Annotated in this window: 18 protein-coding genes; 8 read left to right on the top strand and 10 right to left on the bottom strand. The window is 72.5% G+C overall.

Annotated features, from left to right (window positions below; all coding sequences use genetic code 11):
* The first annotated feature begins 176 nt into the window (after window positions 1-176).
* Complete coding sequence (locus QK442_RS33575; protein ID WP_282697902.1) at window positions 177-1,067, top strand: cupin domain-containing protein; 891 nt, start codon at window positions 177-179, stop codon at window positions 1,065-1,067.
* Window positions 1,068-1,098: 31 nt separating this feature from the next.
* Window positions 1,099-1,524, top strand: a complete 426-nt coding sequence (locus tag QK442_RS33580) for a hypothetical protein (RefSeq protein WP_282697903.1) — start codon at window positions 1,099-1,101, stop codon at window positions 1,522-1,524.
* An 86-nt stretch (window positions 1,525-1,610) separates the two neighbouring features.
* On the opposite strand, the gene QK442_RS33585 is transcribed toward QK442_RS33580, so the two are convergent.
* A complete protein-coding gene (locus QK442_RS33585; RefSeq protein WP_282697904.1) occupies window positions 1,611-1,892 on the bottom strand; it encodes a GntR family transcriptional regulator in 282 nt (93 codons plus the stop codon).
* 179 nt (window positions 1,893-2,071) lie between these two features.
* On the opposite strand from QK442_RS33585, the gene QK442_RS33590 reads away from it, so the two are divergent.
* Window positions 2,072-2,437 (top strand): hypothetical protein, encoded by a 366-nt coding sequence (locus tag QK442_RS33590; protein WP_282697905.1) that lies wholly within the window; start codon window positions 2,072-2,074, stop codon window positions 2,435-2,437.
* Between the two features lie 340 nt (window positions 2,438-2,777).
* Here QK442_RS33590 and QK442_RS33595 read toward each other — a convergent pair whose 3' ends face one another.
* Window positions 2,778-4,025: an LCP family protein gene (locus QK442_RS33595; protein WP_282697906.1), complete on the bottom strand. Its 1,248-nt coding sequence runs from the start codon at window positions 4,023-4,025 to the stop codon at window positions 2,778-2,780.
* A gap of 119 nt (window positions 4,026-4,144) precedes the next feature.
* Here QK442_RS33595 and QK442_RS33600 point away from each other — a divergent pair, with 119 nt between their 5' ends.
* Window positions 4,145-4,678 carry an acyl-CoA thioesterase gene (locus QK442_RS33600; RefSeq protein WP_282697907.1) on the top strand — a complete coding sequence of 178 codons (534 nt, stop codon included), beginning with the start codon at window positions 4,145-4,147 and terminating at the stop codon, window positions 4,676-4,678.
* A 15-nt stretch (window positions 4,679-4,693) separates the two neighbouring features.
* On the opposite strand, the gene QK442_RS33605 is transcribed toward QK442_RS33600, so the two are convergent.
* Window positions 4,694-6,250, bottom strand: a complete 1,557-nt coding sequence (locus tag QK442_RS33605) for an LCP family protein (protein WP_282697908.1) — start codon at window positions 6,248-6,250, stop codon at window positions 4,694-4,696.
* Between the two features lie 74 nt (window positions 6,251-6,324).
* On the opposite strand from QK442_RS33605, the gene QK442_RS33610 reads away from it, so the two are divergent.
* The gene (locus QK442_RS33610) at window positions 6,325-7,350 is read left to right on the top strand and encodes a glycosyltransferase family 2 protein (protein ID WP_282697909.1); all 1,026 of its coding nucleotides are present in this window, start codon (window positions 6,325-6,327) and stop codon (window positions 7,348-7,350) included.
* 72 nt (window positions 7,351-7,422) lie between these two features.
* On the opposite strand, the gene QK442_RS33615 is transcribed toward QK442_RS33610, so the two are convergent.
* The 4 genes from QK442_RS33615 to QK442_RS33630 all read right to left on the bottom strand — a co-directional run bounded on the left by QK442_RS33615 (window position 7,423) and on the right by QK442_RS33630 (window position 13,482).
* Window positions 7,423-9,192 (bottom strand): LCP family protein, encoded by a 1,770-nt coding sequence (locus QK442_RS33615; RefSeq protein WP_282697910.1) that lies wholly within the window; start codon window positions 9,190-9,192, stop codon window positions 7,423-7,425.
* Window positions 9,193-9,238: 46 nt separating this feature from the next.
* Window positions 9,239-11,035, bottom strand: a complete 1,797-nt coding sequence (locus QK442_RS33620) for an LCP family protein (RefSeq protein WP_282697911.1) — start codon at window positions 11,033-11,035, stop codon at window positions 9,239-9,241.
* 260 nt (window positions 11,036-11,295) lie between these two features.
* Window positions 11,296-12,510 carry an LCP family protein gene (locus QK442_RS33625; RefSeq protein WP_282697912.1) on the bottom strand — a complete coding sequence of 405 codons (1,215 nt, stop codon included), beginning with the start codon at window positions 12,508-12,510 and terminating at the stop codon, window positions 11,296-11,298.
* Between the two features lie 219 nt (window positions 12,511-12,729).
* The gene (locus tag QK442_RS33630) at window positions 12,730-13,482 is read right to left on the bottom strand and encodes a TIGR03089 family protein (RefSeq protein WP_282697913.1); all 753 of its coding nucleotides are present in this window, start codon (window positions 13,480-13,482) and stop codon (window positions 12,730-12,732) included.
* 126 nt (window positions 13,483-13,608) lie between these two features.
* On the opposite strand from QK442_RS33630, the gene QK442_RS33635 reads away from it, so the two are divergent.
* From QK442_RS33635 to QK442_RS33645, 3 genes are all read left to right on the top strand, one after another.
* Entirely contained in the window at window positions 13,609-14,922 is a 1,314-nt protein-coding gene (locus QK442_RS33635) for an N-acetylmuramoyl-L-alanine amidase (RefSeq protein ID WP_282697914.1), read from the top strand.
* Window positions 14,923-15,026: 104 nt separating this feature from the next.
* The gene (locus tag QK442_RS33640; RefSeq protein WP_282697915.1) at window positions 15,027-16,109 is read left to right on the top strand and encodes an NDP-sugar synthase; all 1,083 of its coding nucleotides are present in this window, start codon (window positions 15,027-15,029) and stop codon (window positions 16,107-16,109) included.
* 204 nt (window positions 16,110-16,313) lie between these two features.
* On the top strand, window positions 16,314-17,264 hold the full coding sequence (locus QK442_RS33645) for a DNA-3-methyladenine glycosylase 2 family protein (RefSeq protein ID WP_282697916.1): 951 nt from the start codon (window positions 16,314-16,316) through the stop codon (window positions 17,262-17,264).
* A 9-nt stretch (window positions 17,265-17,273) separates the two neighbouring features.
* Here QK442_RS33645 and QK442_RS33650 read toward each other — a convergent pair whose 3' ends face one another.
* The 3 genes from QK442_RS33650 to QK442_RS33660 form a co-directional block, all read right to left on the bottom strand.
* Entirely contained in the window at window positions 17,274-18,575 is a 1,302-nt protein-coding gene (locus tag QK442_RS33650) for a coenzyme F420-0:L-glutamate ligase (RefSeq protein ID WP_282697917.1), read from the bottom strand.
* A complete protein-coding gene (cofD, locus tag QK442_RS33655) occupies window positions 18,572-19,528 on the bottom strand; it encodes a 2-phospho-L-lactate transferase (RefSeq protein ID WP_282697918.1) in 957 nt (318 codons plus the stop codon). Before cofD ends, QK442_RS33650 begins: the two co-directional genes overlap by 4 nt.
* Window positions 19,529-19,593: 65 nt before the next feature.
* A complete protein-coding gene (locus QK442_RS33660; RefSeq protein WP_282697919.1) occupies window positions 19,594-20,097 on the bottom strand; it encodes a cysteine dioxygenase family protein in 504 nt (167 codons plus the stop codon).
* Between the last annotated feature and the right edge of the window lie 119 nt (window positions 20,098-20,216).

Raw genomic sequence — 20,216 nt, forward strand, 5'->3', positions numbered from 1 at the left:
GCCCGAGGGGGCGGGGCGGCAGCTCCGCATGAGCGAGGCGGAGATCACGGCCTTCGCCCAGGCGTGGATGTCCGGCAGGCACAGCACCTCCGCCTGATGCCACATCGCGGGGGCCTGTACCGGCCGGGTGCGGGCCCCCGCTCCCCCTCTTCGCAGACATTCAGGGAGCGCAACCGATGCCCTTGTCCGACCTGATCGACACAGCACCCGAGATCCTGACCCGGTGGCCGAGTGAGCCCCTGCTGTTCAAGCGCGAACCCGGGTCGTTCGCGCATCTGCTGACCCTTGCCGAAGTGAACGCGCTGGTGGACACGCACTGCCTCGCCGCGCGCAACGTCGTACTGCTCAAGGACGGCGAGATCATCGAACGCCACACGTACGTCACGGGAGACGCGCCCCGCCCGGGGGCCGTCCGCGCGCACCTGGACCGGGGAGGGACGGTCACCCTCCGGGACCTCCAGGCGCTGAAACCAGCGGTCAGCCGACTGTGCGACGAGATCCGGCAGGAGACCGGGTGCCGCGTCCACATCAACGCGTACATGACCCCGCCCGGCTCGCAGGGCCTCACGTACCACTACGACCCGTACGTGACGCTCATCCTCCAGGTGGCGGGCCGGAAGGCGTGGCCGCTGCACCCGCCGATCGTGGAGAACCCCACGGGCGAGTACGGGGCGTTCGAGGGGCGCGGATTCACGCACGACGAACGGAAGCGGCTCGCCACGACCCCGCCGGCGCGGACCGTCACGCTGGAGCCCGGTGACGTCTTCTGGCTCCCTCGCGGCTACCTCCACGCGCCGTACACCGTGGGGGACACGACGTCCCTGCACCTGACCGTCGCGATCAAGGAACGCACGCGGCACTGGCTCGCCGAACGCGTCGTGACGGAGATCCTGGCACAGGCTCTCGTGGACCCGGCACTCCGCGCGCAGATCCCACCCGCCGAACTGCTCGACGACCCGGTCCCCGCCATCGAACGAGCACGCACGTACCTGGTCGGCGCCCTGCTCTCCCTGCCGCCCGAAGACATGAAGGAACCCGTTCGAAGGACGGCAAAGGGTGTCGCGTGAAGGGAGGTTCCCTGGCTCGTACGCTCCGGGCGTGACAGCGCACTGGCACGCGTACGCGTACACGGGACGGGCGTACACGGACACGGAGATCCGCCGGGAAACCGCCCCCGCCAACTACCCGCCCATCGAAGTGGCGCACTGGCTACGGCGCCCGCGGAACCACGTGGCCGACACGTTCGCGTGCAGCCCTGACGGACTGGACCACGCGCTGGCCTGGCTGGAAGGAGAGCTGACGCGGAACCCGCCGGTGGACGAGGAGCACTATCCCGTTCTTGAGCGGCTGGAAGGCTCCCGCTCAAGCCTCACGGCCACAAGAAGCACCCCTACCGCGCCTGCCACGCAACGGGCGGGAGACGCCGTCTACGGCTACTGGTCGAAAGCCGGTCAGTACGTGTCCCGGGCACTGATCGCCTGCCCGCGCGAGGCGGGCGACCCGTGCCCGTACGGCATGACGTAGCCCGCCCCTCGCAGCAACACGCACCCATACCGCCCCGTCCGTGCGCCGCCCCCGTGGCGTACGGACGGGGCTTCCCCGTTCCCCGGTTACGCGTCGGCCCGGCCGTCGCCCTCGCCGGTTTGCTCGGCGGGCTCGGTGACGTAGGAACCTCGGCCCGTCACGGTGTAGATGAGCCCTCGCTCGCGGAGCAGCGCGAGAGCACGGCGAGCGGTTTCCCGTGCGACCCCGTACAGCTCCGTCAACTCCTTCTCCGACGGGAGCGGACGCCCCGGGGCCAAGTCGCCCCGCTCGATGTCTGCGGCCAAGTCGGCAGCGATCTGCCGGTAGGGAGGTTCCGGGGCCCGGTGGTCGACTTCTCTCGCTGCCATAGCGGAAGCGTAGACAACACGTCCTTCCGAACCCGATACCCAGGCAGACAAAGGCAGGACTAGACACACCTAGACAGGTGCCTTAGCGTGATCTCGCGAACACGAAAAGTGCCCCGACAGACCGCGTAGGACCGGTCTACCGGGGCTCAGCCGAACAGCTTTCTAGGAGCTGAACGACCATGCGCGATCTTATCGCCCGTGCCCTCGTCTGGGCGCTCTCCGTCCTCGTCCCTCACCGGCCCGGACGCCACTCCGCCGCCTTCCTCGCCGAGCGCCCCGAGACACCTCTCGTGGACCCCTGGCTGAAGCCGTGGAGCACACCGACCCCCGCCCACGTCCGCGCGCTCTACAGCCCGCTTCGAGGCGAGGATGTCGCATTGGTGCGCCCGTACTGTCGACTGGACGACACCCTCGATTTCGGCGTGATCCACGAGCGGCGCACCGCCGCAGTCCTCGCCACGCTCGGCGTGGACTACCCGTACGGCTACGAGGGCGACCACTTCGAAACCCTCGCCGCCTTCGCCGCTGCGGGGGTGACCGCGTGACCCGCGACGGACTCACGAACCCACCCGCACCCGTGCACGTCGCACTCTGTGTCAAGTGCCGCACCCTCACGAACGCCCCCGTGGCGGTCCGCTGGATCCAGAGTGTGAGCGGCCCCGGAACGACCCTCTGCGCATGTCCGGACCACGTGCAGGAACTCACCCCCGGCCCCCTGCCCGGAGAACTGGAGGGAGGAGCGTAGCCCCCTCGCGGACGGCGAAACGCCCCGCGCGGCTCAACTGCCGTGCGGGGCTTCGGAAACCGATCCGGGGAAACCGATCCGGCGCCCACCGCGCAACACGAACGGCCGGCACCCCGGGCGGGCGCCGGCCGTCCGGAAGGTCACCGGTTCGATTCGACGGTGACCTTCTGGTCGTTCTTGATCTGCTCGACGAGCTGCTTCACCTTCGGCATGTCCCACTTGAGGGAGCCCTGCGGCGCGGTGCCCGCGATCGGCATGTTCATGGACTTGCCGTCGCCGCCGTTGATGCCCTTCATCGCGAAGAACATCTGGCCCAGGTCCCACAGGGACATGTCCTTGTCGACGATCAGGGTGTCCAGGCCGGCGCCGAGCGTCGGGTACAGGCGGAAGGGGTTGATGATCGTGCCCGGGGTCGCCGCCTGGTTGGCCAGGGCGGCGAGGAACTTCTGCTGGTTCTTCGTCCGGGCCAGGTCCGACTCGGCGAAGGCGTAGCGGGTGCGGACGAAGGCGAGGGCCTGCTCGCCGTCGAGGGTCTGCTCGCCGGCCTGGAAGTCGGCGCCCGACTTCTTGTCCTTGAAGCCCTTTTCGATGTTCAGCTCGACGCCGCCGAGCGCGTCCACGATGTTCGCGAAGCCGGCGAAGCCGATCTCCGCGTAGTGGTCGATCCGCAGGCCGGTGTTGAACTCCACCGTACGGACGAGCAGTTCGGGCCCGTCCATCGCGTAGGCCGCGTTCAGCTTGGAGCCGCCGCGCGCCGGGTACTGCTTGCCGGACTCGGAGCCGACGAAGCTGGGGATCGTCACCCAGGAGTCGCGGGGCAGCGAGATCATCGTGTTCCCGCTGGAGCAGGCCGCGAGGATCATCATCGAGTCGGTCCGCTTGCCCTCCGCGGAGCCGGTGTGCAGCTTCTTCTTCTCCTCGGCCGTCATGCCCTCGCGGCTGTCGGAGCCGACGATCAGGTACGTCGTGCAGTCGCCCTCGGCGGGCCGCTCGATGACCTTGGAGAGGTCCACCTCGTTGCGCATCTGCGAGCTGGCCCAGGCGTACGTGCCGACGCCCCACACCAGGACGCCGACGCCCAGCACGATCGACCCAATCTTGATCCGCTTGCGCCAGTCCGGCGCGGCTCCCGCGGGGCGGGCGCCGGGTCCCGCCGGGCCGCCGGGGCCGCCCGCGCCGCCGTGCCCCCCGCCCTGCGGGGTGCCGTACACCTGGCCGGTGCTGTACCCGGAGTCGTACCCCGTGGCCTGGGCCTGAGTGAAGTTCGGGTTGTACGCCTGCCCCTGGTCGTACCCCTGCTGGTACTGCGAGGACTGCGATCCCCGCGGTCGTCGCTGCACGTGCCGCATGGGGCGGGCGCCCTCGGGCTGCTCAGGCCACTCATTCATGCGGACCAGTGTGCCGGTCCCCGCTTTCCGGGCGACAGGCCGGGTGGAAAATAGGACCGGTGCTGTTGCCAAGCTGATGCAAAGCGGACAACGCCGATACCAGGCATAAGGTGGAGGACATGACAGAACAGGGCGCTATCCCGGGCAAGCCCACCTCGGCCTCCCGCACCACTCTCAGCCACATCATGACCAGCCACGACACCAACCTCCTCGGGACGGTGCACGGCGGTGTGATCATGAAGCTGGTGGACGACGCGGCGGGCGCCGTCGCCGGCCGCCACTCCGGCGGACCGGCCGTGACCGCCTCCATGGACGAGATGGCCTTCCTGGAGCCCGTCCGCGTCGGCGACCTCCTCCATGTGAAGGCCCAGGTCAACTGGACCGGCCGCTCCTCCATGGAGGTCGGCGTACGCGTCCTGGCCGAGCGCTGGAACGACACCACCCCCGCGACCCAGGTCGGCTCCGCGTACCTGGTCTTCGCCGCCGTCGACGCCGACGGCAAGCCCCGTCCGGTCCCTCAGGTCCTCCCCGAGACCGAACAGGACAAGCGCCGCTACCAGGAGGCCCAGATCCGCCGCACCCACCGCCTGGCCCGCCGCCAGGCCATCAAGGAACTCCGCGAGCGCCGGGCCGCCGAGGGCTACGAGGACTGACCCCGAAACGTCCCCTCACGGGCACACCACCTGGTCCCCGGTCACCGCCTCGAACGGCCCCCGCGCCGCCGCCGGCGCCTCCACCCGCACCGCCGTGACGCCCCGGTACTCCGAGCCCGCCGTCACCCGCAGGGTTCCGCCCCGGCCCGGTACCGGCTTCAGTTCGGCGCCCGGCAGGGCCGCCGCGAGGGACTCGGCGGAGCGGTCCCAGCGGGGGTCGTACTCGATCACGGTCCGCTTCAGCTCGCCGCCCTCGCCCGTCATCGGCGTCCGCGTCGTGTCGAAGCCCGCCCCCCGCAGCGCGTCGTCCACCTTCCGCCCCAGGCCGTCGATCCGGGTGCCGTTGTAGACCTGCACCCGGATCTTCTCCGGCGCCACGTCCACGACGACCGCCTCGGGCTTCTTCTCGGGCGTGGACGCCGGGGCCGGCCGCTCCGCCAGCGGCCGGTCCTCGCGCAGCGCCGCGAACAGCTGCTGCGCCTTCACCGCGTCCCACTTCACGGTCGACCCGATGCCCTTCACGGAGAAGTCCATGTCCCCGATCGGCACGGACACGAACTCCGACGACGCCGGCGTGAAGCCCCGCATCGCCTTGGCCAGCGCGAGCAGCTGGTCCGTGCCGAAGCCCTCGTCGGCCCGTACGGAGCCCAGCAGCGTCGTCGCGACCTCCCGGAACCGCACCGGGTTGAACAGCACCCCGCCGCTGGTCAGCCGGTCCACGAGCGCCGCCAGGAACTTCTGCTGCCGCTGCATCCGCCCGATGTCCGCCGCCCCGTCGATGTGCCGGGAGCGCACGTACTGGAGCGCCTGCCCGCCGTCGAGCTCGTGCGTGCCGGCCGCCAGCTCCAGGCCCGTGTACGCGTCCTTGACCGGCTTCGCCGTGCAGATCCGCACCCCGCCGACCGCGTCCACCGTCCGCATGAAGCTGGTGAAGTCGACCTCCAGGTAGTGGTCGATCTTGACCCGGGTCAGCGCCTCCACCGTCCGCACGGTCAGCGCGGGCCCGCCCTCCGCGTAGGCGGCGTTCAGCTTCACCGGGTGCGCCCGGTGCTTCTCGCCGCTGTTCTGGTCGGTGTGCTCGGGCAGTTCGGCGTACGAGTCCCGGGGCAGGCTGACGACGCTGGCCCGCTCCCGGTCCTCGGAGATGTGCACGAGCAGCACGGTGTCCGTGCAGTGGCAGGGCGCCCCGCCGAGCCGGTACTTCCGCTTCTCCTCGGGCGTGATCCGGTCGCGCCCGTCGGTGCCGACGACGAGCACGTTCATGCCGGTCCCCGCCTGCGGGCGGTTCTTCATGTCCTTGAACGGGTCCACCCGGGTGATCCCGGTGTCCAGGCCGGTGACCACCGCGTGCCCGATCCCCCCGGCCGCCAGCACCACCACGGACAGCGCGGTCGCCATCCGCATGCCCCAGCGGGGCCGCCGCCGGGGCCGCCGCACCGGTACGGGCCCGCCGCGCCGGGGGGCGGGCGGGCGGCCGGGTGTGCGGGGCGGACGGGGCGTGCGGGGCGGTGTGGGCACGGACGGACACCTCCGCGGGTGTGACGAGGGGGACCGTGAGCACCGTAGGCCCATACGATCAGCCGGTAGGGCCACCGGACCCGGCGGCGCGCGCCGCTGTCCCCCGTTCGCGGTAACGTGACCCGTTGATGAACGCCACGCCCCCCGTATCCGTGATCATGCCGGTCCTCAATGAGGAGCGGCATCTGCGCAACTCGGTCCGTCACATCCTGGCGCAGGAGTACGACGGCGAGATGGAGGTGGTGATCGCCCTCGGCCCGTCCACGGACCGTACGGACGAGATCGCCGCCGAGCTGGTACGCGAGGACCCCCGGGTCCACACCGTGCCCAACCCCACGGGCCGCACCCCCGCCGCCCTCAACGCGGCGATCAAGGCGTCCCGCCACCCGATCGTGGTGCGCGTCGACGGCCACGGGATGCTGTCGCCGAACTACATCGCCACCGCCGTCCGCCTCCTGGAGGAGACCGGCGCGCAGAACGTCGGCGGCATCATGCACGCCGAGGGCGAGAACGCCTGGGAGGACGCGGTCGCCGCCGCGATGACCTCGAAGATCGGCGTCGGCAACGCGGCCTTCCACACCGGCGGCGCCGCGGGCCCCGCCGAGACGGTCTACCTCGGCGTCTTCCGCCGCGAGGCCCTGGAGCGGCAGGGCGGGTACAACGAGGAGTTCATCCGCGCCCAGGACTGGGAGCTGAACTTCCGCATCCGCGAGGCCGGCGGCCTGATCTGGTTCTCGCCGGAGCTGCGCGTCCAGTACCGCCCCCGCCCCTCGGTGAAGGCCCTGGCCAAGCAGTACAAGGACTACGGCCGTTGGCGCCACGTGGTGGCCCGCTACCACGCCGGCTCCATCAACCTCCGCTACCTGGCCCCGCCGGCCGCCGTCTGCGCCATCGCCGCGGGCACGCTCGTCGGCGCCACCCTCACCCCGCTCGGCTTCGTGATCCCCGCGGGCTACCTGGCCGCGATCACCGCCGGTTCGGTCCCGGCCGGCAAGGGCCTCTCCCTGAAGGCCCGCGCCCAGATCCCGGTGGCCCTCGCCACCATGCACATGTCCTGGGGCTTCGGCTTCCTCACCAGCCCCAAGTCCCTGGCGCGGAAGGTCATCGCGAGCCGCCGCCCGGCGGTGAAGCGGGACGAGACCGAGACGGTCTGACCCCCCTCGTACGAACGGCGACGGCCGGGCCCCTCGTTCAGGAGGGCCCGGCCGTCGGCGTGGGGGAGGGGGTCAGCCCTCCCCGTCCCACTTGTAGACCGAGTACACGTCCATGCAGTCGGCCTTGTCGTCGGCGCCCTCGGGCAGGTCGCCGGCCTTGTCCTGCTTCTTCTGGTACGTGGTGCCCTCGCGCCAGTCCGCGCCCACGACCAGGGTGATCCCCTGGATCGTCCCGTCCGCGCGGACGGTGGAGGGCGGCAGGCCGAGCGCGGCCGCCACGGACTCGGCGTCCGCCCGGCCCTGGTCGCCCTGGTCCTTCGGGTAGGCGACGACCGTGCCCTTGCTGGGCTTGGGCTCCTTGGAGATCCCGGCCTGGGCGAAGCCCTTCTCGGTCAGCACGGCGGAGATGTCCTTGGCGCGGCCCTCGACGGGCGGCTCGTCGTTCCCCGCGGTGCCGTTGACGACGGTGACGGGCAGCGCGGCGGGCGCGGCGGCCGTCTTCCTCGGCTTGGCGTCCGCCTTCGGCTTCGCGGGCGCCTTGTCGCCGTTCTTGTCGAGGGCGACGTCCTCCCGGAGCATGCCCCAGATCTTCTCGGCCGCCGCGGTCCTCGGCTGGAGCCACGCCTTCGGGTTCGGCGGGTAGGGATCCGTCGGGATGGTGACCGTGGACAGCCGGTCGACCTTCACGTTCTTCAGCTGCATGCCGAGGTCGAAGAGCTTGGCCACGGTGTCGAGGCCGTCGGAGACCTGGAGCGCCTTGGTGCCGGTCTCCGCGAGGCCCATCAGGCGGCCGGTGTCGGTCCAGGCGTTCTGCTGCTGGAGCTTCTTCAGCATGCCGTTGAGGTACATGTGCTGGGCCTTGGCCCGGTTCTGGTCGCTGCCGAAGGCGTGCCGGGTACGCAGCCACTGGAGGGCCTGCTCGCCCTGGACCTCGGTGGTGCCGGCGGGGAGCTTGAGCCCGGAGCCGCCCCTGACCTGGGCGGTCGACCTGTCGTACACCCCGGTCTTGACGCAGACGGGGACGCCGCCGACCTCGTCGGCCATCGCCACCACGCCCGCGAAGTCGACCATCATCCAGTGGTCGATGTAGACGCCGGTGAGGGTCTCCCAGGTGGTGAGCGTGCAGCCGGGGCCGCCGCGCGCGAGGGTCTCGTTGATGGGCCGGTCGGTGGTGCCCGGGTACGCGGTGCCGTCCTCGCCCTTGCAGTCGGGGATCTTCACGACGGTGTCGCGGGGTATGGAGATCAGCGAGGCGTTCTGCCGGTCGGCGGAGACGTGCAGCAGCATCTGGACGTCGGCGAGCGGCGGCCGGTCCTTGTCCTTGCGGCTGCCGCCCAGCGCGATGTTCTTCTCGTCGGCCCGGCTGTCCGAGCCGATCAGCAGGATGTTCAGCGGCGTGTCGCCCAGCGCGTTCGGCACGGCCTTCTTCACGCCGCTCTCGCCGCCCGCGCGGCCGCCGCTGCGGATGTTGTCGTTCAGGTGCTCGTAGTACGCGTAACCGGCCGCCGCCGTACCGAGCACCACCACCGAGACGGCGATCGCCGACCAGCGCAGCGCCTTCTTCTTGCCGGCCTTCTTGGCCTGCCGCCGGGCCGCGGCACGGCCGCCCGCGCCGACGGCCGCGCCGGCGGGCCCACTGTCCCCGCCGCCCCCGCGACGGCGTGCGGCGCGGCCCCCCGGCGCCGGCACGGAGGCCGTGGCCGGCCCCGGGTCCGTACTCGTGCCCGTACCGCCGGCGCCGGTGGCCTCACCGGCGCCGTGCAGGTCGTCGTCCCAGCCTCGGTCTCGGGCGTGCGGAACGCTCGGTCGCGTCCCCTCCCGTCGCACGCTGTTCTGTCCCACCCCAGGTCCCCTCGTCTTCGGGTGCGCCCTGCCCGTTGTCACCGGGTCACTGGGCGCACACCTGCTTGTCTGCCTCTACCTGACCCACGTCCGGCGCCTTCGTCGGAGCGGTCATGGAAACCCCCGCGCCCTTGTAGTCGGCGCCGAGGACGAGCTTCATGGGCTCGCGCTCCGCGGCGTCGACGGTGCCAGGCTTGAGCGCCGTGGCGGGCAGACCCATCAGGGCCGCGAGCGCACGGGCCTGGTCCGCCTGGTTCGGTGCGTAGGTGAGCGTGGTCTTCGCCGCCTTCTCGGGGGCGTTGCCCTTGTTGGCGGAGCGGAGCACGCCCTGATCGTTCTGGAGCCAGTTGATGGTCGCCTGGGCGGCGCCCTGGGTGCCGCTGCCGTTGTAGACGTCGACGCGGATGTCCGCGGCCTCGGCCTTCGGGCCCTCCAGGAGCTTCGTGGTGGCCGCCGCCTTCGCCTTCTTGGCGTCGGCCTCCTTCTTCTTGACCTCGGTGAAGGAGACGTCCTCCTGGATCATGCTGAAGACCTGGGGGGCCTTCACCGGGTCGAGGACGACGGTGGCCCGCCTGTTCGGCGGCTCGTCGGGGTTGTCGACCACCGGCACGGTCAGGAAGGTGATGTTCTTCAGGTCCACCTTGGCGAGTTCCTTCGCCAGGGTGACGAGCTTCGCCGGGCTGCCGATCCCCGAGTCGACGGTGAGCGCCTGGGTCGCCGCGTCGGCCACCGCGAGCAGCTTCGTCGGGCTGGAGAGGGTGTCCTCCTTGAGCTGGCGCATCATCGAGGCGAGGAACTGCTGCTGCTGCTTGATGCGGTCCAGGTCGCTCTCGTTGCCGAGGCCGTGCCGGTTCCGGAGGAACGCGAGCGCCTGCTCGCCCTGGACGCGGTGCTTGCCCGCGGGGAGGTTGAGCTTCGAGTACTTCTTGTCGTTGATCGGCTTGGCCAGGCAGACCTCGACGCCGCCGACCGCCGTGGACAGCGTCTTCACGCCGTTGAAGTCGACCATCATGAAGTGGTTGACCGGCAGGCCGGTCATCTTCGTGATGGTCCGCATGGTGCAGCCGGGGTCGCGGCCCTCGACGCCGAAGGACTCGTTGAACTTGGTCTTGCCGACCGAGCCGGGGATGACCTTGGTGACCCCGTCGACCGTCGTCGGGCAGTCCGGGATCTCGGTCTTGAGGTCGCGCGGGATGCTCATCGCCGTCGCGTTGGTGCGGTCCTCGGCGATGTGGATGAGGAACGTCGTGTCGGCGTGGCCGGTGACGTTGTCCTTGTTGCCGTAGCTCTCGTTGCCCTCGCCGGTGCGGACGTCGTTGCCGAGGATCAGGATGTTCAGCGGCCCCGTGATCGACTCCGTCTTCGCCGCGGCGTCGCCGACGTCCACGACGCCGATGTTGCCGTCGAGCCGGTTGTAGATCGCGTACACGCCGACCGCGCCGCCCACCAGGACGAAGGCCATCGTGCCGCCGGTCCACAGCAGGACCTTCTTCTTGCGGCTCGCGCCCTGCTTGCGCTTGCGGCGGCTCTGCGGGGGCACGCGCCGACCGGTGCCGGTGCCGGTGCCGGTGCCGGTGCCGGTGCCGGTGCCGGTGCCCGGGGCCGTGCCGTCCTGCTCGGCCGGGCGGCGGCGCCGCTGGCCGGGGACGGGAACCTCGGCGGGGGCGGTTCGCCGCCCGCCGATGTGGGTACCGGAGTCGGTGGTACCGGAATGGGAGACACCGGCGGCCGACTGCCCAGCGGAGTGGTTCAGTCGCAGTTCGTATTCGCCGGTCTGCGGGTTGAGCACCCACTGGTCGGCGGGGTCGATCTCGCCCGCCCGTCCACGGCTGTGCGCGTCCACGGTTCCTGTCCTCCGTCGGTGCCACGCGGGGCGCCTCCCCCTGTGGGCGCCACTCGGTCGTTCGATCCTTGGCTGAGTGCGACCACGCGGTCGGGGTGCACCGGATCGCGTCACACTATCCGCCCAGTTCAGCGCTGGGCGACGGCAGTGACAAATTCCACGCCCCTTACAAAGGGACAATCTGCCTTAAATGGGCCGCTCCCTGACTCTCCCTTGGGTACCGCTTTACTCAGCGGCCCCCCGGCCCTCAGGTGCGCTCCTCAGGGGCACATCCCCTCCGCCGCGTTCCGGCCGGTGAAGGTCGGTGTGCCGCTCGGGGCGGGCGTCTCCGCGTCGTCCGGCTTCCCGTCGGGAGATGTGCCGGGCCCCTCCTCCGGTTCCGGCGGGGTCACCACGACCGGCCTGTCCTCGCGGAGTTGCCGGAAGAGCTCGCTCGCCGCGGGTTGCACCAGTTCGTCCCGGTTCGGGTCGTACGCGTACGGGCGCCGCGGCACCGTCAGGAACTGCACCTTCTCCGTGGGGATCGCCCGCATCGCCCGCGCCAGGTCGTACAGGTCCCGCAGCGAGGCGAGCCCCGGGTCGGTGGTGAGGGACTTCGTCGCCGCGTCCAGGACCGGGTACAGCTTGGCCGGGTTCAGCAGCACCCCGTTGCTCTGCACCTTGTTCACCAGGGCGCCGAGGAACATCTGCTGCCGGTCCATCCGATCGGTGTCGCTGCCGTTGCCGAGCGACTTCCTGGCCCGCACGAAGCCCAGCGCCTGCTCCCCGTTCAGCTTCTGACGGCCCGCCGGGAGCTTCAGCTTGGCGTCGGGGTCGTCCACCGGCTCCTTCAGGCAGACCTCGACGCCGTCCACCGCGTCCACCATCTTCTTGAAGCCCCGGAAGTCGATCACCATGTGGTGGTCGACCCGGATCCCGGTCAGCTTCTCGACGGTACGGATCGTGCAGGCCGTGCCGCCCCACTCGAAGGACCAGTTGAACTGCGCCCGCTGCTCCCGGGTCCGGCCCCCCTCGGGCCTGGCGCAGCTCGGGATCGTCACCATCAGGTCGCGGGGGATCGACATGGCCGTCGCGCTCGACCCGTCGGCCGCCAGGTGCAGCAGGATCACGGTGTCGGAACGCTGGGTCCCCTTGTCCCGCCCGTACTTGTGGTTCCCCGCGCCCGAGCGGGTGTCCGAGCCGATCAGCAGGATGTTCCGCGCGGCCGCCACGAGGGAGGCCGGGCGCTCCTTCTCGTACCGCCGCAGCTCGTCCGCCGCGGTGGTGTCCGTGGTGATGTTGGCGTCGAGCTTCCGGTAGAGCCACCAGCCGGTCCCGGCCGCACCGAGCAGCACGACCGAGACCCCCAGGGCCGTCCACCGCAGCCAGTGCCGGCGCGGCTCGGCGGCCGGTCCTGAGGTTCCGTCCCCGCCCCCCGTCTCCGGGTTCTCCCGCTCCGGGTCCGGTTCGGCGGGCGTGCCAGCGCGGTCCGTCACGTCTGTCCGTCCTTAGGGGGCGTCGGAGGCGCGTCGGGTGCCGGCCTCCGCCGAAGGAGGCGACCGGACCCGACACGGGGTTGTACGGAGGAGACGGCTCCCCCCGGGCCGATCATGTACCGGACTCGCCGTACGGTCGCGGGTACGCGGCGCGTCGATCGGCCGAACGGGTGCACCGGAAGCACCCCCGGCGGAAACGCCGCCGCCACGGCTCGCCCGTCAGAGCGCCGTGGCCGTGACCCGCTCGCTCTCGATGCGCTTCTCCAGGGCCTCCGGAGCCAGCTCGCCCACGTTCCGGCACAGCACCACGGAGCCGCCCGCCGCCAGGGGCGCGTACAGCCCGGCCGACAGCCCCTCCCAGCTCGCGTACGGCAGCCCGGACAGCAGCCGCGACCCGGGCCCGAGGCCGAGCCGTACGGCGTCGAGCCGGGCCTGCTCGACGAGCTCGGCGCCGCTGCGTTCCGTACCGTCGACGACGAGGGCGGGAGCGTCCGCGTCCACCGGTACGAAGGGGGCGAAGCGGTCGCCCTGTCCCGGCACCTCCACCGCGTAGTCCGCGTACCCCGCGGGCGCGGTCGGGAAGCGGCGCCCCAGCGGCGCCAGGGAGAGCGCGACCCGCTCCCCGGAACAGGCGAGCCCCGCCTCCAGGGTCCCGGGCCCCGCCACCACCAGGTCGGCGCCGGCCGGGTCGCCGCCCAGCTCGGCCGTCACCCCGACGGAAGAGCAGGCGAGCAGCCAGACGGCGGTCTGCCAGTGCGCGGGCAGCAGCAGCGCGAGCCGGTCGCCGGGCTCGGCGGACAGCTCGCCCTGGAGGAGATTGGCCGTCTTCGCCACCCAATTGGCGAAGGTGGCGACGGACAATTCCACCCGTTCACCGGTGGCGTCGTCGTAGTAGGTGACCAAGGGGCGGGCGGGGTCCGCGGCGAGCGCGGATCGCAGCAGGTCGGCGGGGGTGCGGTCGCTGGCGTTCACGCCGCACAGGGTACGCGGACGGCCGCACCGCCCTGGGCCGTACCGGTGACGGCGTCCTCCGGTCGGCCGGACGCGCCGTCACTCTCCCGCCGCGCGCCGCGCCCTGCCGCTCCGCACGATCGGCCCATGCGTGCCTCAATAGCCTCCACGATCGCCGCCGCCTGCGCGGCCGCGCTCGCCCTGCCGGTCACCCTCGCCGCCCCCGCGACGGCCACCGCGCGCCCGGCGGCGGCCGCCTTCCCACCGGCGCGGGACGAGCTGCCGGGCTCCACCCAGTCACTGCCGCTCCGCCCGCTGGGCGCCTCCGTCCGCACCTTCGGCACCGAGCCGGGCGCCGCGTCCGAGCTGGGCCTGACCCGACGGGACGTCAGACCCTTCTCGCTCGTCGGCGTGGTCTGGGACGACCCGGCGGTCCCGCTCCACGGCACCGTCCAGGTCCGCACCCGCGCCACCGCCGACGGCGCCTGGTCGCCCTGGCAGGACGTGGAGACCCACCACACGGAGCACGGCGCCGACCCCGGCACGGCCGAGGGCTCCGCCCGCGCCCTCCGCGGCTCCACCGCCCCGCTCTGGGTCGGCGACTCGGACGGCGTCGAGATCCGCGTACGGGCGGAGGAGAGGACCACGGACGGGGCGACGGAAGAGGGTACGACCCCGCTCCCGGCCGGCCTCCGCCTCGAACTGGTCGACCCCGGCGAACCCCCGGATCCGGCCCCGGGCCCCAGAACGGCGGCCCTGCCGGCCGTCCTGCCCGACGCGGCCGTCCTGCCCGACGCGAAGACGGCCGTCCTGACGGAGGCCGAGGCGGCGGGGAGCGCGGCGCAGAAGCCGTACATCGGCCCCCGCCCCAAGATCGTCACCCGCAAGGGCTGGGGCGCCGACGAGAGCATCCGCGAGAAGGCCTTCGTCTACACCAGGACCATCAAGACGGCCTTCGTCCACCACAGCGCCACCGGCAACAACTACACCTGCGGCGAGGCCCCCTCCGTCCTGCGCAGTATCTACCGCTACCACGTGAAGAGCAGCGGATGGCGTGACTTCGGCTACAACTTCGCCGTCGACAAGTGCGGAAACATCTACGAAGGCCGGGCCGGCGGAGTGACGAAACCGGTCCTCGGCGCGCACACCCTCGGCTTCAACACCGACAGCATGGGCGTCGCCGTCCTCGGCACCTTCACCAGCACCACCCCGCCGGCCGCCGTCCTGACCGCCGTCGCCCGCCTGACGGCCTGGAAACTCGGGCTCCACGGCGTCGACCCGGAGGGCACCCAGACCCTCGTCTCCGGCGGCGGGAACCTCTACAAGAAGGGCCAGAAGGTCAAGTTCCACACCATCGCGGGACACCGCGACGGATACGCCACGGAGTGCCCCGGCGGACGTCTCTACAGCAAGCTCGGAGCCGCGCGCGCCTCCTCCGCGAAGTACCAGGGGCGAAGCTGATGGGGGCGAGGAGGCAACCATCTGCATAAACTGACCGGTCATATCGCACGGACGACCGAGACGGGCGCGCTGACCGGCCCCGAAGCAGGAAGCAGAGACGACACGTGACAGAAGCGATCCTCCTGGTCGGGGGCAAGGGCACCCGGCTGCGACCGCTCACGGTCAACACGCCCAAGCCCATGGTCCCGGCGGCCGGCGTCCCCTTCCTGACGCACCAGCTCGCCCGGGCCAGGGCCGCCGGCGTCGAGCACATCGTGCTCGCCACCTCCTACCTCGCCGAGGTCTTCGAGCCGCACTTCGGCGACGGCTCCGACCTCGGCCTGAGCCTGGAGTACGTGACGGAGGAGGAACCGCTCGGCACCGGCGGCGCGATACGCAACGTGGCCTCCCGGCTGCACTCGGGCCCGGACGACCCCGTCCTGATCTTCAACGGGGACATCCTCACCGGCCTCGACATCCGCGCCCTGGTGGCCACGCACGCCGACTCCGGCGCCGACGTCTCCCTCCACCTCACCCGCGTCGAGGACCCCCGCGCCTTCGGCCTGGTCCCCACCGACGAGACGGGCCGGGTCACCGCCTTCCTGGAGAAGCCCCAGACGCCGGAGGAGATCGTCACCGACCAGATCAACGCCGGCGCGTACGTCTTCCGCCGCTCGGTCATCGACTCGATCCCGACCGGCCGCCCCGTCTCCGTCGAGCGCGAGACCTTCCCGGAGCTCCTCGCCTCCGGCGCCCACCTCCAGGGCATGGTCGACTCCACGTACTGGCTGGACCTCGGCACCCCGCAGGCCTTCGTCCGCGGCTCCGCCGACCTGGTCCTCGGCCGCGCCCCCTCCCCGGCCGTCCCCGGCCGCTGCGGCGACCGCCTGGTCCTCCCCTCGGCCCGCGTGGCCCCCGACGCCAAGGTGACCGGCGGCACGGTGGTGGGCGCGAACGCGACGGTGGGCGAAGGCGCCCGGGTGACCGGCTCGACCCTCCTCGCCGGCGCGGTGATCGAACCCGGCGCGATCGTCACCGACTCCCTCATCGGCGCCGGCGCCCGCATCGGCGCCCGCTCCGTCCTGACGGGCGCGGTCATCGGCGACGGCGCCCTCATAGGCCCCGACAACGAACTCCGCGACGGCATCCGCATCTGGTGCGACGCCACCCTGCCGGCAGGCACGGTCCGCTTCAGCTCGGACCAGTAGAACGAGAGGGGCGGCGCCCCGCCGTTCCGTCGCGGGCGGTCGTTCCTCCCCACAGGGGGTACCCCCAGGGCGTGGGGGTACCCCCTGGACGAAGTCCTTGGGGGAGGGCGGGCACAACGGAACAGCACCCTCTGCGGGCGCCTCCGCTCACGCGCCTGAACCCGCACCCCCGCACCCGCACCGCACCCCGCTACGCTCATACGCATGGCCGGCCGCTTCGCCCCGAAACGCACCCGCACCACCACCCGCGGCGGCCACGTCGACGTCTCCCCGACAGAGGACCTGGACCTCGGTCCCACCCTCGGCCCCCTCCGCAGAGGCCCCCACGACCCCACCTTCCGCACCACCGCGGACGGCTCGATCTGGCGCGCCAGCCGAACACCCGAGGGCCCGGGAACGCTCCGCGTGAGGTCCCACGGGGGCGAGGTCGAGGCCGAGACCTGGGGGCCGGGCGCCGCCTGGCTCGACGGCCGCCTCCCCGCCCTCCTCGGCGCCGAGGACGACCCCGCCGCCTTCGTCCCCCGCCACAAGCTCCTCCTCGCGACCCACCGCCGCCGCCCCGGCCTCCGCCTCACCCGCACGGGCCTGGTCCTGGAGTCCCTGATCCCGTCCGTCCTGGAGCAGAAGGTCACGACGACGGAGGCGTACGGCTCCTGGCGCCGGCTGGTCCGCCAGTACGGCGAACCGGCGCCCGGCCCGGCGCCCGAGGGCCTGTACGTGATGCCGGACGCCCGCACCTGGGCCCGGATCCCGTCCTGGGAGTGGCACCGCGCCAACGTCGACGGCAAGCGCGCCGCCACGATCGTCCGCGCCGCGCGGGTGGCCCCCCGCCTGGAGGAGGCGGCGCTCATGGACCCGCCGGCGGCCCGGGCCCGCCTGGAACTGGTCCCCGGCATCGGCCCCTGGACCTCCGCGGAGACGGTCCAGCGCAGCAACGGCGCCCCCGACGAGGTCACCACGGGCGACCTCCACCTCCCCGGCATCGTCGGCTGGGCGCTCGCGGGCGACCGCACCGCCGACGACGCGAGGATGCTGGAGCTCCTCGCCCCCTACGAGGGCCAGCGCCACCGGGCCGCCCGCCTGATCCTCCTCAGCGGCAGGACCCCGCCCCGCCGGGCTCCCCGCAGGGCACCGGGCGACATCACCCGCATCTGACGAGCCGCGTCAGCGCACCTCGACGAACTCCGACGCGACCCGCGCGGGCCGCTCCTTCGGCGCCGAGGCAGGCCGCCCGATCGCCACCGCCCCCATCGGGTCCCACCCCTCCGGCAGCCCCAGCACCTCCCGTACGACGTCCCGGCAGAACATCGTCGAGGACACCCAGGCCGAGCCGAGCCGCTCACCCGCGAGCGCGACGAGGAAGTTCTGCACGCCCGCGCCCGCCGCGACGACGAACATCTCGCGCTCGGCGGCGTCGCGGCGCGGGTCGCCGTAGTGGTGGGCGCCGTCCATGACGAGGCAGGGCACGGCCAGGTAGGGCGCGTCGCGCAGGACGTCCCCGCGGCGCACCCGCTTCGCGACGGACTCCTCGGACCTGCCGTCCCGCCGCAGGTCCGCGATCCACGCGTCCCGCATCGCGTCGAGCAGCCGCAGCCGCGACTCGGCGGACTCCAGGAGGACGAACCGCCACGGCGTGGTGTGGTGCGGGGCCGGCGCCGTCACGGCCGCGGCGACCGCGCGCCGTACCGCCCCGGGGTCGACGGGGTCGTCGGTGAACTCCCGTACCGTCCGCCGCAGCGTCACCGCCTCCCGTACGGCCTCCGAGGTGCCAAGACGGAACATGTCGTCGGCGGCGGACCGCACCAGCGCCCGTGCGCCGGGCTCGTCGTCGCCGCCGACCAGGTGCGGCAGGCCGCGGACGACGGCCACCGGCAAGCCGGTCGCCTTGCCCTTCACCAGGTCGCCGGCGGCGGCGAGTTCGTCGGCGGAGGCGGTGACGGTCACGTTCAGCTCGTTGCCGTGGGAGTCGGTGGCGCCCCGCAGGTCCTCCAGGACCCGCACCCCCGCCGCGCCGATCGCCACGTCGGTGAGCCCGGAGCGCCAGGGCCGCCCGAAGGTGTCCGTGACGACGACGCCGACGTCCACGCCCAGCGCCTCGCGCAGCCCGGTCCTGATCCGCCGCGCCGACCCGTCCGGGTCCTCCGGCAGCAACAGCACCGTCCCGGCGGGCGTGTTGGAGGCGTCCACCCCGGCCGCCGCCATGACGAGCCCCTGCCGGTTCTCGACGATGCGCAGGGTGCCGCGCCGCGCCACCACCCGTACCGTCTCGGCGTCGATGGCCTCCTCGCGGTCGGCGGCGGCGACGATCCGCCCCTCCGCCTTGCTCACGATCTTGGAGGTGACCAGCAGGACGTCCCCGTCCTCCAGATCCGGCGAGACGGAGGCGATCAGCTTGGCCAGGTCGTCGCCGGGCGCCACCTCGGGCAGCCCGGTCAGCGCCCAGACCCGGAAGCCGGGCGCGGTCACCCCCGTACCTCCTCGGCCAGCGCGAGCGCCGCCCGGGCCATCTCGGCGGTCGCGTCCACGTCGGTCATCATCAGCGGCACCGCCCGGCAGGCGATGCCCGCCGCCTCGACGTCGGCGACGGCGCCCGCGTCCGCGGTGTCCACCAGCCAGCCGTCGAGGAGGCCGGAGCCGTAGTGCCGGGCCACGGCCGCCGCCGTGGACTCGACGCCGACCGCCGCGAGCACCTTGTCGGCCATGCCGCGCACCGGCGCGTCCCCGACGATGGGGGAGAGGCCGACGACCGGCGCGGGGGCGGCGGCGACCGCCTCCCGGATGCCGGGCACGGCGAGGATCGTGCCGACGGAGACGACCGGGTTCGACGGCGGGAAGAGGACGACGTCCGCCTCGGCGATCGCCTCCAGGACGCCCGGCGCGGGCTTCGCCGCCTCCGCGCCGACGGGCACGACCGCCGTCGCGTCGACGGAGGCGCGCAGCTTCACCCAGTACTCCTGGAAGTGCACGGCCCGCTGCTCGCCGTCGATCTCGATCGCCACGTGCGTCTCGACGCGGTCGTCGGACATCGGGAGGAGCCGCACGCCCGGCTGCCAGCGGGCGCACAGCGCCTCGGTGACGGCGCTCAGCGGGTAGCCGGCGCCGAGCATCTGGGTGCGGACGATGTGGGTGGCGAAGTCCCGGTCGCCGAGGCCGAACCACTCGGGCCCGACCCCGTACGCGGCGAGCTCCTCCTTGACCGTGAAGGACTCGTCCGACCTGCCCCAGCCCTGGCTCTCCTCGATGCCACCGCCGAGGGTGTACATCACGGTGTCCAGGTCGGGGCAGACCTTCAGCCCGAAGAGATGGATGTCGTCACCGGTGTTGCCGACGACCGTGATCTCCGCGTCCGGGACGGCCTGCTTGAGACCGCGAAGGAAACGGGCACCACCGATGCCACCGGCCAGAACCACAATGCGCATGCCGACAGTCTGTCAGCCGCAGGCTGATCCTTTGAGGGGTGGTGGTCGGGCGACGGGGGGGCCTGTCAGGCGGTGACGATCTCCGGAGCGGCGCACCGGCCCTGGTACGACTCGTGCATCGGCATCTCGGTCAGGCCGGGGAAGTAGACGTGCAGGCTGACGACGGGTTCGAGCGAGTCGTTGACGACCTCGTGGACGTACCCGGGTGCGAACACCCGCTGCGTGCCGGGCCGCAGCGTCCGCGCGCCCCGCTCCGTACGCTCCGTCAACTCGCCCTGGAGGACGGTGAGGACGCCGGACGACCGGCCGTGGTCGTGCAGGCCGCTGCCCTGGCCGGGCACCCAGGAGAGCAGCCACACCTCGTAGCCGGGGCCGACGCGGAGGCGGTGGTACCAGCGGGCGGTGGCGTCGTACTCGACGTGCGGGGCCCACCGGGCGCGGTCGGCGGCGATCTCGCGGGCGAGGCCGGCGAACTCGGCGACGGTGACGGGGTGCTCGCGCTCGGGCTGGAGCAGGTGCGGGACCTCCATGAGGTCGCCGGCGATCTGGAGGTCGCTGTCCATGTTCATGGGTGGGGTGGTTCCTCGGCGGAGACGAAGAGAAGAGCGGCGGGGCCACGGTGCGGGGACGGCGCGGGTGGCGCGGGTCACGCGAGGTGACGAGGGGTGACGCTGGGGGAGGAGGCTGG

It is taken from the genome of Streptomyces sp. CC208A, from assembly GCF_030010625.1.
In the GTDB taxonomy this organism is placed as follows: Bacteria; Actinomycetota; Actinomycetes; order Streptomycetales; family Streptomycetaceae; genus Streptomyces.

Coding starts and splice junctions, on each gene's coding strand:
- QK442_RS33585 (WP_282697904.1), bottom strand. CDS start 1,892: ATGGCAGCGAGAGAAGTCGACCACCGGGCCCCGGAACCTCCCTACCGG.
- QK442_RS33605 (WP_282697908.1), bottom strand. CDS start 6,250: ATGGGCCTACGGTGCTCACGGTCCCCCTCGTCACACCCGCGGAGGTGT.
- QK442_RS33610 (WP_282697909.1), top strand. CDS start 6,325: ATGAACGCCACGCCCCCCGTATCCGTGATCATGCCGGTCCTCAATGAG.
- QK442_RS33635 (WP_282697914.1), top strand. CDS start 13,609: ATGCGTGCCTCAATAGCCTCCACGATCGCCGCCGCCTGCGCGGCCGCG.
- QK442_RS33595 (WP_282697906.1), bottom strand. CDS start 4,025: ATGAATGAGTGGCCTGAGCAGCCCGAGGGCGCCCGCCCCATGCGGCAC.
- QK442_RS33645 (WP_282697916.1), top strand. CDS start 16,314: ATGGCCGGCCGCTTCGCCCCGAAACGCACCCGCACCACCACCCGCGGC.
- QK442_RS33660 (WP_282697919.1), bottom strand. CDS start 20,097: ATGAACATGGACAGCGACCTCCAGATCGCCGGCGACCTCATGGAGGTC.
- QK442_RS33575 (WP_282697902.1), top strand. CDS start 177: ATGCCCTTGTCCGACCTGATCGACACAGCACCCGAGATCCTGACCCGG.
- cofD (WP_282697918.1), bottom strand. CDS start 19,528: ATGCGCATTGTGGTTCTGGCCGGTGGCATCGGTGGTGCCCGTTTCCTT.
- QK442_RS33590 (WP_282697905.1), top strand. CDS start 2,072: ATGCGCGATCTTATCGCCCGTGCCCTCGTCTGGGCGCTCTCCGTCCTC.
- QK442_RS33600 (WP_282697907.1), top strand. CDS start 4,145: ATGACAGAACAGGGCGCTATCCCGGGCAAGCCCACCTCGGCCTCCCGC.